Here is a 14,959-nt window from a genome sequence, read left to right as displayed (position 1 = left end):
TGTGTGGGGGTTGCGTTGCAGCCCCCACACAGCCGTTTGACGTACCGACAAGAAAGGATGCCGTGGACGGTTTCCTATCGCTCTTCGAGCAATACGACGTCGCAGGGGCTTTCTGGATCAATATCCAGCTGACATTCTGGGCGGCGATCTGGTCCCTGCTCCTGGGAACTCTCCTCGCACTGTTCAGGATCTCTCCCATTGCGAGCCTGCAGTGGTTCGGCGCCACCTACGTCAACATCTTCCGCAACACGCCGCTGACGATCATCATCGCCTTCGGCGTACTTGCGTTGTTCGGCCAACTCTTCGTGAGCCTGTCGGAAGACTTCAACCTCAACTTCTTCCGTCTCGCGATCCTGGGCTTGAGCCTCTACCACGCGGCATTTGTCTGCGAGGCGATCCGAAGCGGCGTGAACACTGTTCCGCTCGGTCAGGCGGAGGCCGCCCGCGCGATCGGGCTGTCGTTCCTCCCCGCCGCCCGGCTGATCATTCTTCCTCAGGCTTTCCGCGGCGCCATTGCACCCCTCGGCAACGTGCTGATTGCATTGACCAAGAACTCCACGGTGGCGGCTGCAGGCTCGGTGGCGGAGTCTGCAGGTCTCATGAAGACCATGATCGAGTTCCGTTCTGACATGGTTATCCCGATCTTCTTCACCTTTGCCCTGGGCTTCGTCATCATCGTTATCCCGATCGGTCTGCTGACCACCTGGGCATCCAAGAAACTGGCGGTGGCACGTTGAGCGCTCAGCAGGTACTTTTCGATGCGCCCGGCCCCAAAGCCAAGCGCAATATCCTGATCGGCAACATTGCCGGTGCCATCTTCGTCATTGGGCTGCTGACGTGGCTCGTCATCACCCTCGCCGAGCGCGGTCAGTTGGAGCCTGCGAAGTGGACACCCTTCCTCGAGGTGAGGACGTGGCAATTCTTCTTCCTTCCGGGCCTCTGGGACACATTGCGCGCCGCCGGCGTAGCGATCGTGACCTCCGTGGTTCTGGGCCTCATCCTGGGCATCGGCCGGCTCTCACACTTCCTGCCAATCCGCTGGCTCGCCGGGGTCATTGTCGAGTTCCTCCGGGCAGTACCCGTCCTGCTGATGATGATCTTCCTCTGGCTGGCTATCGGCGCGGCGAGCATCATGCGCCCGCAGGACATCCCGTTCATTGCGGTGGTCACCGCGCTGACGCTCTACAACGGCTCGGTCATCGCTGAACTTGTGCGCTCCGGCGTGGAGGGTCTCCCCAAGGGGCAGCGCGAAGCCGCAATGGCCATCGGTATGACGCGGGGTCAATCTCTGCGGTCGGTTGAGGTGCCCCAGGCGCTCACTGCCATGCTGCCTGCCTTGGTCAGCCAGTTCGTCGTGATCCTCAAGGACTCGGCACTCGGCTACATCATCACCTACACCGAGCTGCTGCAGAACGCGCGGAGGCTCGGCGTCGGCGAGGGGAACCTGCTGCAGGCGCTCCTCATTGCTGCGGTAATTTTCATCATCATCAACTTCGCACTGTCGTCGTTGGCCAACCGGTTGTCGAAGCTGCTCAGCTTCCGCACCGCCGGGAGAGCCAAGCGGGACAAGGACCAAAAGGTGCTGCTACCCGACGCAACCAACGCCGGCTAGGCCCGGTCAACAGGATTCACTGGCTCGTCTCGACCTCCGGTCTAGGCGAGCCAGTCCTTTAACGCAGACAGGCAGGCGCGGATCGCGTCCGCGTGCACATGCTCGTTGTCCGAGTGGGCCAACAGCGCGTCACCCGGACCGAAGTTCACTGCCGGGATACCGAGCGCGCTGAAGCGCGCGACGTCGGTCCAGCCGTACTTCGGCTTCGGCTCGCCTCCGACTGCCCTGACGAATGCCGCTGCAGCGGGATGATTCAGACCGGGGCGGGCACCAGCCGCAGCATCGGTCCTGATCACGTCAAAGCCGTCGAGCAGTTCCCTTACGTACCTCTCGGCGTCGTCGGGAGTCTTGTCCGGAGCGAAGCGATAATTGACTTCCACCACTGCCTGGTCGGGGATCACGTTACCGGCCGTACCACCGTTGATGAGGACGGCGTTGAGGCTTTCGCGGAAGTCCAGACCATCGACCGTGACGGTGGCGGGCTGATGGTCCCGCAGCCGCACAAGGACGTCGGCCAATTTGTGGATCGCATTCTCCCCCATCCAGGCGCGTGCCGAGTGGGCCGCGCGCCCCGTCGTCGTGACGTTGAAGCGTGAAGTTCCATTGCAGCCGCCCTCGACGACTCCATCGGTCGGCTCCAGCAGGACAGCGAAATCGGCTTCGAGCCACGATGGGTACCTTTCGACCAGCCTGCCGAGTCCGCTTAAGGCAGCCTCGACTTCCTCATGGTCGTAGAAGACATAGGTGATGTCACGGGAGGGTCCGGTCAGCGCAGCGGCGAGGGCAAGTTGCACAGCAATTCCACCCTTCATGTCGGTGGCGCCTCGCCCGTACAGAACCTCACCGTCCCAGGAGCTGGGGACCGTCCCGCGGGAACCCGGCACGTGCGGCAGGGGAACCGTGTCGAGGTGGCCGGCGAGGATGACCCGCTCTGCGCGGCCGAGGTTGGTGCGGGCGATCAACGAATCACCATCCCGGACGACCTCGAGGTGCGGGCTCGCCCGCAGGACCTGTTCAACGGCGTCTGCGAGCTCCCGCTCGTTGCCTGACACGCTTTCGATGTCCATGATGTGCGACGTGAGTTGCGCTACGTCGGTAGTGGGATCGAGCCGAAGAATGTCGGAAGCAGTCATGGTCTCAAGGGTACTTGGCGTAGGTCCCGCCCCTGGTGGCGGCGAGGTGGAGGAGGTCGCCGGCACCAACTCGGTAGAATGGAGGCCATGACTGAGACGGCCTCCGCTTCCCTGACCCCCTCCGAAACCACCTCCCGGACCGCTTCCGGCATCGGCCTTGCCACCCTGGCGGACGATGGAACGGTACTCGATGTCTGGTATCCGCAGCCGGTTCTGGGCGAAGGTTCAGCCGACGCAGACTCGCTGCGCACCGAACTCGCGGGCATTGCGGCGCCGGACGCACTGCGTGGTGTCACGCAGGAAGTAGTCTTCACTACCTCATCGCTTGATGACGCCCCGGTGGACGCCGCCGATGCGTACCTGCGCCTCCACCTGCTCTCGCACCGCCTGGCGCAGCCGAACACCATCAACCTCGACGGCATCTTCGGCCTGCTCGCCAACGTCGTGTGGACCAACTTCGGACCCTGCCCGGTCGACGGTTTTGAGACCACCCGCCTTCGCCTGCGTTCGCGCGGCGCGGTCGTCGTGTACGGCGTCGACAAGTTCCCCCGCATGGTGGACTATGTGATGCCCTCCGGCGTCAGGATTGCCGATGCCGACCGCGTCCGGCTGGGCGCCCATCTGGCCGAAGGCACCACGGTCATGCACGAGGGCTTCATCAACTTCAATGCCGGAACGCTGGGCCACTCGATGGTTGAGGGACGTATTTCGGCCGGCGTCGTCGTCGGCAACGGTTCGGACATCGGGGGCGGGTCGTCAATCATGGGTACGCTCTCCGGCGGCGGCAAGGAGCGCATCAGCATCGGCGAACGCTGCCTCCTCAGCGCACAGGCGGGAATCGGCATCTCACTCGGTGATGACTGCGTCGTGGAGGCCGGCCTGTACATCACCGCGGGCACCAAAGTGACCCTCCCCGATGGCTCGGTGGTCAAGGCGGCCGAACTCTCGGGACAGTCGGGCGTGCTCTTCATCCGCAACTCCACCACGGGAATCGTGGAAGCGCGCCAGCGGTCAGGGCACGGCATCGCCCTGAACGCTGCACTGCACGCGAACTAGGGAGCGGCGTGCCACCGACCACCCACCAAGCACGACGACGGCGCCGGCTCCGCGCGGCCGGTGTCCTCACCCTGTTGACGGCCGTGGTCGGTGGCGGCGCATACCTCGCGGTAACCCAGTTGAATTCCTCCGAGGTTCTGGTTCGTGAGCGATGCAGCGCCGTTGTCGGTACGGACACGTACGAGTTGCGACCGGAGCAGGCCGCCAACGCCTCCACTATCGCGGGAGTTGCGGTCACCCGCGGCCTGCCGCCCCGCGCCGCTTCCATTGCCCTGGCCACAGCGGTGCAGGAATCGGGGTTGCGTAACCTGGATTACGGTGATCAGGCGGGACCCGACTCGCGCGGCCTGTTCCAGCAGCGGCCGTCGCAGGGCTGGGGCAGCGAGGAACAGGTGCAGGATCCCATCTACGCCGCCGGAGCCTTCTACGATGCCCTCGTTGAGGTTCCGGCATACCAGACGCTGCCCATCACGGAAGCCGCGCAGCTGGTCCAGCGAAGCGCCTACCCCGATGCGTATGCCGACCACGAGCCCGAAGCACGTGCTTTCGCGTCCGCTTTGACCGGCCAGTCTCCGGCATCGCTCAACTGTGTCCTGCGGAAGGCTGAGGAACCCGGGAACGCGGTGGCAGTGGCCGAACGCTTCGCCGCCGTCTTCCCCACTGTGGCCACCAGCGCCACTGAGAACGGGATGGTGGCCAGTGCATCCGGCTCCGTCGGGTGGGCTGCCGCGCAGTTCGCGGTCGCCCACGCCAAGGAGTTGGGTATCTCCACCGTTTCCCATGCCGGCCTGCGATGGGACCGGAACGACGGCGGCTGGACCACCGCGGAAACCGAAACCGGCCAGATACTCATCACCCTCGCTGAGGCGCCCGTCTAACCGGGGTTACGCAATAATCTCCACGACCGGCTGGACGTAGCTCCGGAAGGTCGCCTCGTCGTCGTACAGGTCTTCGCTCAGAATGAGCCGGTCCGGCTCCACATACCAGGCCCGCGTCTCGCTCAACGGCAACTCGATCACGGAAAGCGAAAAGTGCCTCGCGGGCCGGCCGAGCTCCAGTTCACGTTCCCGCACGAGGTCGCCGAAGCATCGCTGGCCGCCGTCGTGCATCCGTTTGAGCGAACGTTGCCGCCAGGCAGCATCGCGTTCCTGCGTCCAGGTCAAGGCAGTCCCATAATGTGCGTGCGTCAGGCGCTGAAGCGCGGGCATTGACGTGAGCTCGGGGAAATCGGGTGGCGTCGGAAGCGCTGTCCCGTTTCCGTGGTGCGTCACGAGCTCATACCACCAGGCCTCCCACTCGACCCGGAGCGCAGTCATTCCGCCGACATCATGAACCACCTGGCGCGGGCTGACACAATGAACGGCTGGCTTGACCGGGCACACCGCCGGCTGGCCGATCACTCCGAGTCCGGCACAGTCACGCAGGTACAGGGCGAAGCACATTTCCAGAGATGAACCTGCTTCCACTCTCCAGGAAGGTGCCCTGTTGACGTGCATGCGTGGTCCTGACCTCTCCGCCGGCGTCAGGTGGGCCGGCTCGCGCGTGATCCTCCAAGGGTAGACCGATAGGGCTTGAGCCTCCAGAGTGATCGGCGCACAGTCTGTGACTTACTTAGGCGCCTCAGGCGGCCGGTCGGTAGGCTTGAACCCATGAAGATACTCGTCACCGGCGGAAGCGGTTACATTGGCTCGCACACCACACTGGCACTGCTGGAGGCGGGCCACGACGTCGTCGTAGTGGACAATCTGTACAACTCAAGCGAGGTCGCGCTGAGCAGGGTGCAGGAGCTCGCGGGACGTGAGGTGGACTTCCGGAAGGTTGACCTGCTCGACGAGCACGCGCTTGATGCCGTCTTCGAGGCAGAGTCCGTAGACGCGGTCATTCACTTCGCCGGGCTGAAGGCGGTCGGTGAGTCGGTGGAAAAGCCCCTGTTCTACTATCACAACAACGTCGGCGGCACCCTGAACCTGCTGCGCACCATGGACCGGCACAACGTCCGTACGCTCGTCTTCAGTTCCTCCGCCACCGTGTACGGCGCCTCCGAGGAGGTCCCGCTCATCGAAAAGATGCCGCTGGATGCGACCAATCCCTATGGACGCACCAAGGAACAGATCGAGGACATCCTGAGCGACGTCGGTGCTTCCGACGAACGCTGGAACATTGCCCTGCTGCGCTACTTCAATCCCGTCGGCGCCCATGAATCGGGCCGGATCGGTGAGGATCCCACCGGTGTCCCCAACAACCTGCTCCCCTTCGTGGCGCAGGTAGCAGTCGGCAGGCGGGAGAAGGTTCTGGTCTTCGGTAACGACTACCCCACCCCGGACGGCACCGGCATCCGCGACTACATCCATGTGGTGGACCTTGCCGACGGCCATGTCGCAGCCCTGAACTACCTCACCACCCACTCCGGGGTGCACCGCTGGAACCTCGGCACCGGAAACGGGTCATCGGTGCTTGAGGTGCTCGCAGCCTTCTCCAAGGCGGCCGGTCACGAGATCCCCTACGAGTTCGCCCCCCGGCGGCCCGGTGACGCTGCTGTCAGTTACGCCGATCCGTCGTCCGCCCTTGCTGACCTGGGCTGGTCTGCCCACCGGTCGCTGGACCAGATGTGTGAGGACCACTGGCGCTGGCAGAAGAACAATCCTCAGGGGTACGCTTCCTAGCTCCGTTCCCTGCTGACGTACGACGACGGCCGGCCACCTGCGAAGGTGACCGGCCGTCGTCGTACTGGGTTCTGCGCCTGTTGGCCCTAGCGAGCCGGGTAGTGCCGTTCCCCGGCACCCGTGTACAGCTGCCGCGGGCGTCCGATCTTGGTCTGCGGGTCCTTGATCATCTCGCGCCACTGGGCAATCCAGCCCGGGAGACGTCCGATGGCGAAAAGCACCGTGAACATCTTCTCGGGGAAACCCATCGCCTTGTAGATGAGACCGGTGTAGAAATCCACGTTCGGGTAGAGCTTGCGCTCGATGAAGTAGTCATCGGCGAGGGCCTTCTCTTCGAGGCGCATGGCGATGTCCAGCAGCTCGTCATTGCCACCGAGCTTGGAGAGGATGTCGTGCGCTGTTGCCTTGACGATCTTGGCGCGAGGGTCGTAATTCTTGTAGACGCGGTGCCCGAAGCCCATGAGCTTCACGCCGTCTTCCTTCTTCTTCACCTTTTCCATGAAGTCCTCGGGCTGCATGCCTGTTGCCTGGATCTGGCGGAGCATGTTGAGCACGGCCTCGTTGGCACCGCCGTGCAGCGGGCCGAAGAGTGCGTTGATGCCTGCGGAGATGGAAGCGAACATGTTCGCATTGGAACTGCCCACAAGGCGGACGGTGGAGGTCGAACAGTTTTGCTCGTGGTCCGCGTGGAGGATGAGGAGCAGGTCGAGTGCCTTCACCATCGTGGGGTCGAGGTCATAGGGCTCGGCAGGGAGACCGAAGCACAGTCGCATGAAGTTCTCCACGAGGTTCATGGAGTTGTCCGGATACAGCATCGGCTGGCCGATCGACTTCTTGTGCGCGTACGCGGCGATCACCGGGAGCTTCGCCATGAGGCGGAAAGTGGATAGTTCCACCTGTTCGTCGTCGAACGGGTCCAGCGAGTCCTGATAGAACGTCGACAGAGCGGAAACAGCGGAGGACAGCACCGGCATGGGGTGGGCGTCACGGGGGAAGCCTCCGAAGAAGCCCTTGAGCTCCTCGTGCAGGAGCGTGTGACGGCGGATGCGCTGATCGAAGGCATCGAGTTCAGTAGGGGTCGGCAGTTCGCCGTAGATGAGCAGGTACGAGACCTCGAGGAAGCTGGAGTGCTCTGCCAGCTGGTCGATCGGGTAACCGCGGTAGCGCAGGATTCCCTGGTCGCCGTCGATGTAGGTGATCGCTGAGGTGGTGGCCGCTGTGTTCATGAAGCCGGGGTCGAACGTGACGGAACCGGTCTGCTTGAGAAGCTTAGAGACGTCGTACCCATGGTTGCCTTCCGCCGCTGAAATCAGCGGGAGGCTGAGGCTTCCTCCGTCATACTGGAGTGAGGCTCCGTTGTGCTCAGTCATTGACTCTCCTTGTGGAGCTTATGGAAAAGCATGCGTGTGGGCTGGATCAGCCTAGTCAGCTAAAACGCTACCGGCACACACGCCTTCAGCACTAATCCGTTTGGCCGTTGTTGTGCAATAGCAACATGCACTCAGGCACCCAGCCGTGTAGCGGCAGCGCGCACCCGCTCATCCGAACCCGTCAACGCGACGCGGACGAATCCGTTCCCTGCTTCGCCGTAAAAGGTGCCCGGTCCGACGATGATTCCAAGCTCCGCGAACCGCTTCACAGTGATCCAGGTGTCCTCGCCCGCCGTGGCCCAGAGGTAAAGACCGGCGTCGGAAGAATGGATGGTCAGGCCAAAAGCTTCGAGGGCGGGGATCAGCTGCTCCCGGCGCGCCCGGTAGAGATCTTTCTGGGCAGCAACATGCGCGTCGTCCGACAGGGCTGCGCGCATGGCTTCCTGAACCGGGAAGGGCACGATCATGCCCGCGTGCTTGCGCGAATTGATCAAATTCGCCAGCACCTTGCTGTCGCCGGCTGCGAAGGCAGCGCGGTAACCCGCAACGTTTGACTGCTTGCTGAGCGAATAGACGGACAACAACAGGTCCGAGGATCCGCCGCTGACCCGCGCATCGAGGATGCTGGGCACCGGCTGGCCTCCCGTCGCCGGATCCCAAATGCCCCACCCCAGTTCGGCGTAACACTCGTCCGAGGCCACCATGGCCCCCAGACTGCGGGCTTCGTCGACGATTGCCCGCAGCGCCTCCACATCGTGGACCGCGCCGGTGGGGTTGGACGGTGAGTTGACCCAGACAAGACGGACCCGGGCACGGGTGTCGGCGTCGAGCTCGGCCAACGAATCCGCAGCGACAGGAGTGGCGCCGGCAAAGTGCGCGCCCATGTCGTACGTGGGGTAGGCCACTGTGGGGCGCACGACGACGTCGCAGGCTCCCAGCCCGAGCAGCGTGGGCAGCCACGCGACGAGTTCCTTGGACCCCACCGTGGGCAGAATGTCAGCAGGATCCAGGCCCACAACATTACGACGACGGCGGTACCACTCGCTGATCGCTTCCCTCAGCTCCACAGTGCCGTGCGTCGTGGGGTACCCAGGAGCGTTCGCGGCGTCCCGGAGTGCACGCTGGACAACGTCCGGCGTGGGGTCCACAGGGGTGCCGATGGAAAGATTGACGGCGCCGTCGGGATGCTGCCGGGCTTCCTCCACATAAGGCGCCATAGCGTCCCACGGGTAATCCGGCAGGTTGAGCCCGAAGGACCGCTCGAGAGTCACTCTGCTGTCACGCTTCTTGGTTCTGCGGCGGCAGGGCGGCGATCATCGGGTGGTCCTTCCCGGTGTTGCCGAGCTTGGCGGCACCGCCCGGAGAACCCAGGTCATCGAAGAACTCCACATTGGCCTTGTAGTAATCGGCCCACTCCTCCGGGGTGTCGTCCTCGTAGTAGATGGCCTCCACCGGGCAGACCGGCTCGCACGCCCCACAGTCCACGCACTCATCCGGGTGGATGTACAACGAACGCTCGCCTTCATAGATGCAGTCGACCGGGCATTCCTCAATGCAGGCCTTGTCTTTCACATCCACGCACGGCTGTGCGATTACGTAGGTCACGTCCCACGCCTTCCCTAGGATTCTGGTGCCGGTACCGGCTCTTCGTCGCTGTTCAAGCTTAACGCAACGGTCGAAGGGTTCGGCATCGACCGGCGCCCGCCGTAATATGACACGCTATGGCCATGACGAACCCCGCCGCAGACCGGTTGGCCGCACTGCCGCTCGGCACCCGCGTGGTGGTCAGATACCGGATCGAGGGCGGGCTCACCGACGCGCTTGGCGAGCTGACCGGAAGGGATGAGGCATCCTGCACCGTCGCGACCAGGCGGGGCGACGTCGTCGTGCCTCTCGACGCGGTCAGCGCAGCGAAGCCGGTGCCCCCGCCTCCCCCGCGGCGGGATCCACGTACCGCCCTGCACGGATGACGTCTCGGACTCCACGCGATTGACTAAGTTCAATCGCTACACGCCTGCTGACGTATGCTTTTGGACATGGAAACAGATGAGGACGTCCAGGCACGCGGCAGGGCGCTGAGCTCCCCCGTTCGGCTCAGGATCCTCCGGCTGTGCCTGCACAAGGCCCGCACCAACAAGGAAATCGCCGAGGTGCTGGAATTGAATCCCGCCACGGCCTTGCACCATGTACGTACCCTCCTTGCAACAGGATTCCTCCGGGCCGAGGAGCCACGATCAGGCAATCGGGGGGCCAAGGAAATCCCCTATCGGGCTACCGGGTTGTCCTGGGGAAGCAGGATGCCCAACGCCGCTCCGGTCCTCGTGGAGACCTTTTTGCAGGAGATCGACGGCCTGAGCCCGTCCGAGATCGACGTCTGGCGTTTGGGGGTGCGGCTCAATGACACGCACCGCGCCGAAATGATGGAGAAGATCCGCACCGTCTTCGAGGAGTATGCCCGACGCGGAGCGGATGAGGACGGCACAGCCACCTCCATCATGCTGGCCCACCACCTGGACCGGAGCGCCGACTGAACCGGCAGTCGAATCAGCGCCGCCGGGTTGGTCGCAGGACCCACCAGGACACCGCCACGGCAATCACCGTCCCAACCGCCAGACCGACTACCCAGACATAACCGGCAAGCGAAACCGGCGGCTGCGCACCTTCGAGTTCAACGCCCGCAGCAATGAGGCTGCCCGCAGAGAATGACGCGGCAAGGCCCACCAGGATGTACGCCACTGCTCCCGTGAGGCCGGCAAGAAGAACATTGCGGCCGGACACCGCCACGAAGACGGCCAGACTGACCGCAAGCAGGATCGCCGCCAGCGCCCCGACGGGCAGTCCCATGCCGCCCAGGTACCAGACGTTCGCGTGGAGAGCGGTACCGAAGACAGCGGCGAGGACCCCTGCCACAACGGCAGCTAGAACTCCATGCCATCGGGCGAGGCGAGGAGAAGGCGGAACGACGACGGCGGCCGGGCTGGCGCCGTCGTCGTTCCCCTGCCTTTGTGCGCCCACAGCTTCGCCGGGAGCCGGCAAGGGACGCCGGTCCCTAGGCGCGTGCGCGGGAACGTGCTGCGCGCAGACGCTCGTTGGCGTCGAGGATGACCTTGCGGATGCGGATGGCTTCCGGGGTGACCTCGACACACTCGTCCTCGCGGGCAAACTCGAGTGATTCCTCAAGCGTGAGCTTGCGCGGAGGCGTGAGGTTCTCGAAGCTGTCCGAGGAAGCAGCACGCATGTTGGTGAGCTTCTTCTCCTTGGTGATATTCACGTCCATGTCATCGGCGCGGGAATTCTCGCCGACGATCATGCCCTCGTACACCTCGGAGGTCGGCTCAACGAAGAATGAACCGCGCTCCTGCAGGTTGATCATCGCGAACGGGGTGACCACGCCGGAGCGGTCCGCGATCATCGAACCGTTGGTGCGGTACTCGATGTCGCCGGCCCACGGCTCATAGCCCTCCGAGTAGGAGGACGCGATGCCGGCACCACGGGTGTCGGTGAGGAAGCGGGTGCGGAAGCCGATGAGGCCGCGGGCGGGAACGATGAACTCCATGCGGACCCAGCCGGTGCCATGGTTCGCCATGTTGGTCATCCGGCCCTTGCGCGCCGCCATGAGCTGGGTGACGCCGCCGAGGTATTCCTCCGGGACGTCGATGGTCATGTGCTCCATCGGCTCGTGGACCTTGCCGTCCACAACCTTGGTGACAACCTGCGGCTTACCGACGGTCAGTTCGAAGCCTTCGCGGCGCATCTGCTCCACGAGGATGGCCAGCGCGAGCTCGCCGCGACCCTGTACTTCCCAGGCGTCCGGACGTGCGGTGGGAAGCACGCGCAGTGAGACGTTACCGATGAGCTCCTTGTCCAGGCGATCCTTCACCTGACGGGCAGTCACCTTGGCGCCCTTGACCTTGCCGGCCAGCGGCGAAGTGTTGATACCAATGGTGACGGAAATGGCCGGGTCATCCACGGTGATCAGCGGCAGCGGCTGCGGGTTGTCGACGTCCGTGAGGGTCTCACCGATGGTGATGTCCTCAATACCGGCAACGGCCACGATCTCGCCGGGGCCTGCAGAGTCAGTGGGTACCCGGTCCAGTGCTTTGGTGGCGAGGAGCTCGGTGATCTTCACCGTCTTGAGCTCACCGTTCTGGCGCGCCCAGGCAACCTGCTGGCCCTTGCGCAGCGTGCCGTTGAAAATACGCAGCAGTGCCAGGCGGCCGAGGAACGGTGAAGCGTCGAGGTTGGTGACGTGCGCCTGCAGGACCCCGGTGGGGTCGTAGCTCGGTGCCGGGATGTGCTCGATGATGGTCTTGAAGAGGGGCTCAAGGTTGTCGTTGTCCGGGGCTGAGCCGTCTGCCGGCTGCTCCAGGGAAGCAGCTCCGACGCGGGCTGCGGCGTAGACAACCGGGACGTTGAGGACGGAATCGAGGTCCAGGTCGGGAACCTCGTCCGACAGGTCGGATGCCAGGCCCAGAAGCAAGTCCATCGACTCGCTCACAACTTCGTCAATACGGGAGTCCGGGCGGTCGGTCTTGTTGACCAGGAGCACGACGGGCAGCTTGGCTGCGAGGGCCTTACGCAGAACGAAGCGGGTCTGCGGCAGCGGACCCTCAGAGGCATCCACCAGCAGTACCACGCCGTCGACCATGGAGAGCCCGCGCTCAACCTCGCCGCCGAAGTCGGCGTGGCCAGGGGTGTCGATGACGTTGATGGTGATGCGCTCACCGTTGGCGGACGGACCCTCGTAGAACACCGTGGTGTTCTTCGCGAGGATGGTGATGCCCTTCTCGCGCTCCAGGTCGCCGGAGTCCATGACACGATCCTCAACCTCGCCGTGGGCGGCGAAGGAGTTGGTCTGCTTCAGCATCGCGTCAACGAGCGTCGTCTTGCCATGGTCGACGTGCGCCACGATGGCAACGTTACGAAGGTCACTGCGGATTGCAGTGTTGCTCGTGGATACAGACATGCGGAATGACTCGTTTCTTAGGGGCTGGGTGAGCATCAAGGAAAAATGAAAGCGGGCGGCACAGCGCGCTCTACTACCAGTCTAAGCGTTAGGCAAAAGATGGCCTAACGAGCCTGCTCGCCCTGCCCTGGCAGCCCCGCTGCTCACCGACTTAACGAACGACGGCGATGCCTCCCCTGCCGTGGACAAAGAGGGAGGCACCGCCGTCGTGCGTTGGGCGTTTCTACTCGGCCGAGGCCAGCAGGCGTGCGCGGAGCTCACGCCGTTCGCGCTGCTTTTCCGGGTCCGGTAGCGGCACAGCGGCAAGCAGGCGCTGGGTGTACGGGTCCTGCGGGTTTCGAAGGATCTGGTCCCGGGTGCCCTGCTCGACGATCCGGCCGCGGCGCATCACGCAGATGTGGTCGGCGAGGACGTCTACCACCGCGAGGTCGTGGGTCACGAACAGGCAGGCGAATCCCATTTCCTGCTGCAGGTTCTGGAAGAGCTCAAGCACCTTGGCCTGGACGGAAACGTCCAGTGCGGACGTGGGCTCGTCCGCAACCATGAGTTTTGGCTTCAACGACAGCGCACGGGCGATGCCCACGCGCTGCTTCTGTCCGCCCGAGAGCTCGTGCGGGTAACGGTTCCGGTACGAGCGGGGCAGCTCCACCTGGTCCAGCAGCGTCTCGATTCGCTTCTGCAGCTCGGCGCCCTTCGCCTCTCCGGCGAGGAACATCGGTTCGCCGATACTTTCACCGATCGGCAGCCGCGGGTTGAGCGACGAGGACGGATCCTGGAAGACCATGCCCACGTTTTTCCGCACTGCTCCCAGTTCCCGGGAGGTCGGTTTGTAGCCCGAGATATCCGTACCGACAACGCGCATGGATCCCTCTGCCACCGGCAAAAGGCCGACGGCGGCCCGCCCGATAGTGGTCTTGCCGGAGCCGGACTCACCCACCAGACCCATGACTTCGCCGGGCCAAATGGACAGCGTCACATTCTCGACGGCCCGGAACGCCGGCACCCTGCCCTGCTTGGGGTATTCGATCGCAACGTTGACGAGTTCGAGGACTGCGTCTCCCCGGCTCTGCCGCTCGGCAGCGACCTGCTCTTCCAGGCCTGCGAGCACGGCGCGTTCCCGGCGTTCGAGTTCCTCGGCATCCACTCCCACCAGTTCCGAGTGAGTGGCAGCAGCAAGCGCGGCTGTGATGTCGACGTCGTCAGTGCCGCCCTCGGACCCCTGGCCAAGATGTGGCACCGCTGCGAGGAGGTCCTGCGTGTACGGGTGTTCCGGCTCGCGGAAGATCTTCTCGGCCGTGCCCGTCTCCACGATGATCCCCTTGCGCATCACAGCGATGCGGTCAGCCAGGTCGGCAACGACACCCATGTCGTGCGTGATCAGCACGATTGCGCTATCCAGTTTGTTGCGGAGATTGCGCATCAGGTCGAGGATTTCTGCCTGGACCGTAACGTCAAGAGCAGTGGTCGGCTCGTCAGCGATGAGTAGCTTGGGGTCGCATGAGAGCGACTGGGCGATCATCGCGCGCTGCCGTTGACCGCCCGAGAGCTGGTGCGGGTAGGAGCGGAACGCCTTCTCCGGATCGGGAAGCTCCACCATCTCCAACAGTTTGAGGGCACGCTCGCGCGCCTCGTCCGGCGATATGGCATTGTGCAACCGCAGCGTTTCCACGATCTGGAACCCGACCGTGTAGACCGGGTTCAGTGCGGTCATCGGCTCCTGGAAGATCACGGCGACGTCATTGCCGCGCACTTCCCGGAGCTTGTTCGCTGAGAGGTTCAGAATCGACCGGCCGTTGAGGATCACCTCGCCGGTGACCCGACTGTTGCTGGGCAAAAGTCCGAGCAGAGCCATTGAGCTTGCGCTCTTGCCGGAACCCGATTCACCGACGATGGCGAGCACTTCACCGGCGTTGACGTGGTAGTTCAGGTCGATTGCAGCGGGAACCCATTCTTTCTCCACGCCAAAGTCGACGCTGAGGTTGCGAACTTCGAGCACCGGCTGACGGGCGGATGGAGGATTTTCCTTGCTCCCATTGCCTTCAATGATGTCGTTGGTCATAGTGCTGTCCTTCCACTGTGTGACCGGGTGTACGGCGCGGTTGAGCGGACTGTTTGCCCGCTGATTACGGCGCCGACGCTAGATGTTGGAAATATGGAGG

At 63.9% G+C, this 14,959-nt stretch carries 15 protein-coding genes; 7 read left to right on the top strand and 8 right to left on the bottom strand.

The window, feature by feature from the left end:
• The first annotated feature begins 62 nt into the window (after positions 1-62).
• Positions 63-737, top strand: a complete 675-nt coding sequence (locus AC5RU3_RS02660; RefSeq protein ID WP_309070658.1) for an amino acid ABC transporter permease — start codon at positions 63-65, stop codon at positions 735-737.
• A complete protein-coding gene (locus AC5RU3_RS02655) occupies positions 734-1,612 on the top strand; it encodes an amino acid ABC transporter permease (protein ID WP_309070657.1) in 879 nt (292 codons plus the stop codon). Before AC5RU3_RS02660 ends, AC5RU3_RS02655 begins: the two co-directional genes overlap by 4 nt.
• A 41-nt stretch (positions 1,613-1,653) precedes the next feature.
• Here the strand turns inward: AC5RU3_RS02655 and dapE are convergent, their stop codons facing one another.
• On the bottom strand, positions 1,654-2,745 hold the full coding sequence (gene dapE / locus AC5RU3_RS02650) for a succinyl-diaminopimelate desuccinylase (protein ID WP_458115385.1): 1,092 nt from the start codon (positions 2,743-2,745) through the stop codon (positions 1,654-1,656).
• 87 nt (positions 2,746-2,832) lie between these two features.
• Between dapE and dapD the strand changes: the two genes are divergently transcribed.
• Positions 2,833-3,801, top strand: coding sequence for a 2,3,4,5-tetrahydropyridine-2,6-dicarboxylate N-succinyltransferase (gene dapD, locus AC5RU3_RS02645; protein WP_493964808.1), 969 nt, complete (start codon positions 2,833-2,835; stop codon positions 3,799-3,801).
• Between the two features lie 8 nt (positions 3,802-3,809).
• Positions 3,810-4,679: a hypothetical protein gene (locus AC5RU3_RS02640; protein ID WP_493964807.1), complete on the top strand. Its 870-nt coding sequence runs from the start codon at positions 3,810-3,812 to the stop codon at positions 4,677-4,679.
• Positions 4,680-4,685: 6 nt separating this feature from the next.
• On the opposite strand, the gene AC5RU3_RS02635 is transcribed toward AC5RU3_RS02640, so the two are convergent.
• The gene (locus tag AC5RU3_RS02635; protein WP_493964806.1) at positions 4,686-5,297 is read right to left on the bottom strand and encodes a hypothetical protein; all 612 of its coding nucleotides are present in this window, start codon (positions 5,295-5,297) and stop codon (positions 4,686-4,688) included.
• Between the two features lie 153 nt (positions 5,298-5,450).
• Between AC5RU3_RS02635 and galE the strand changes: the two genes are divergently transcribed.
• Complete coding sequence (gene galE / locus AC5RU3_RS02630) at positions 5,451-6,464, top strand: UDP-glucose 4-epimerase GalE (RefSeq protein WP_493964805.1); 1,014 nt, start codon at positions 5,451-5,453, stop codon at positions 6,462-6,464.
• An 86-nt stretch (positions 6,465-6,550) separates the two neighbouring features.
• On the opposite strand, the gene AC5RU3_RS02625 is transcribed toward galE, so the two are convergent.
• The 3 genes from AC5RU3_RS02625 to fdxA form a co-directional block, all read right to left on the bottom strand.
• A complete protein-coding gene (locus tag AC5RU3_RS02625; protein ID WP_309123795.1) occupies positions 6,551-7,834 on the bottom strand; it encodes a citrate synthase in 1,284 nt (427 codons plus the stop codon).
• A gap of 131 nt (positions 7,835-7,965) precedes the next feature.
• Positions 7,966-9,105 carry a succinyldiaminopimelate transaminase gene (dapC, locus tag AC5RU3_RS02620; protein WP_493964804.1) on the bottom strand — a complete coding sequence of 380 codons (1,140 nt, stop codon included), beginning with the start codon at positions 9,103-9,105 and terminating at the stop codon, positions 7,966-7,968.
• Positions 9,106-9,112: 7 nt separating this feature from the next.
• A complete protein-coding gene (gene fdxA, locus AC5RU3_RS02615) occupies positions 9,113-9,439 on the bottom strand; it encodes a ferredoxin (protein WP_309072692.1) in 327 nt (108 codons plus the stop codon).
• Between the two features lie 122 nt (positions 9,440-9,561).
• Between fdxA and AC5RU3_RS02610 the strand changes: the two genes are divergently transcribed.
• Together AC5RU3_RS02610 and AC5RU3_RS02605 are read left to right on the top strand one after the other, a co-directional pair.
• Positions 9,562-9,804 carry a putative acetyltransferase gene (locus tag AC5RU3_RS02610; RefSeq protein WP_493964803.1) on the top strand — a complete coding sequence of 81 codons (243 nt, stop codon included), beginning with the start codon at positions 9,562-9,564 and terminating at the stop codon, positions 9,802-9,804.
• 66 nt (positions 9,805-9,870) lie between these two features.
• Entirely contained in the window at positions 9,871-10,365 is a 495-nt protein-coding gene (locus tag AC5RU3_RS02605) for an ArsR/SmtB family transcription factor (protein ID WP_309072690.1), read from the top strand.
• Between the two features lie 13 nt (positions 10,366-10,378).
• Here AC5RU3_RS02605 and AC5RU3_RS02600 read toward each other — a convergent pair whose 3' ends face one another.
• The 3 genes from AC5RU3_RS02600 to AC5RU3_RS02590 form a co-directional block, all read right to left on the bottom strand.
• Positions 10,379-10,849: a hypothetical protein gene (locus tag AC5RU3_RS02600; protein ID WP_493964802.1), complete on the bottom strand. Its 471-nt coding sequence runs from the start codon at positions 10,847-10,849 to the stop codon at positions 10,379-10,381.
• 34 nt (positions 10,850-10,883) lie between these two features.
• Positions 10,884-12,800 carry a translational GTPase TypA gene (gene typA / locus AC5RU3_RS02595; RefSeq protein ID WP_309071460.1) on the bottom strand — a complete coding sequence of 639 codons (1,917 nt, stop codon included), beginning with the start codon at positions 12,798-12,800 and terminating at the stop codon, positions 10,884-10,886.
• 223 nt (positions 12,801-13,023) lie between these two features.
• Positions 13,024-14,859, bottom strand: coding sequence for an ABC transporter ATP-binding protein (locus tag AC5RU3_RS02590; RefSeq protein ID WP_309071461.1), 1,836 nt, complete (start codon positions 14,857-14,859; stop codon positions 13,024-13,026).
• Positions 14,860-14,959 lie beyond the last annotated feature (100 nt).

The sequence above is a fragment of the Arthrobacter sp. MDB1-55 genome (assembly GCF_059092925.1).
Note: the sequence above shows the minus strand (reverse complement) of the source record. Positions and strands in the feature narration are given on the sequence as shown.

Coding starts and splice junctions, on each gene's coding strand:
- dapE (WP_458115385.1), bottom strand. CDS start 2,745: ATGACTGCTTCCGACATTCTTCGGCTCGATCCCACTACCGACGTAGCG.
- dapD (WP_493964808.1), top strand. CDS start 2,833: ATGACTGAGACGGCCTCCGCTTCCCTGACCCCCTCCGAAACCACCTCC.
- AC5RU3_RS02635 (WP_493964806.1), bottom strand. CDS start 5,297: ATGCACGTCAACAGGGCACCTTCCTGGAGAGTGGAAGCAGGTTCATCT.
- galE (WP_493964805.1), top strand. CDS start 5,451: ATGAAGATACTCGTCACCGGCGGAAGCGGTTACATTGGCTCGCACACC.
- AC5RU3_RS02625 (WP_309123795.1), bottom strand. CDS start 7,834: ATGACTGAGCACAACGGAGCCTCACTCCAGTATGACGGAGGAAGCCTC.
- AC5RU3_RS02610 (WP_493964803.1), top strand. CDS start 9,562: ATGACGAACCCCGCCGCAGACCGGTTGGCCGCACTGCCGCTCGGCACC.
- AC5RU3_RS02605 (WP_309072690.1), top strand. CDS start 9,871: ATGGAAACAGATGAGGACGTCCAGGCACGCGGCAGGGCGCTGAGCTCC.
- typA (WP_309071460.1), bottom strand. CDS start 12,800: ATGTCTGTATCCACGAGCAACACTGCAATCCGCAGTGACCTTCGTAAC.
- AC5RU3_RS02590 (WP_309071461.1), bottom strand. CDS start 14,859: ATGACCAACGACATCATTGAAGGCAATGGGAGCAAGGAAAATCCTCCA.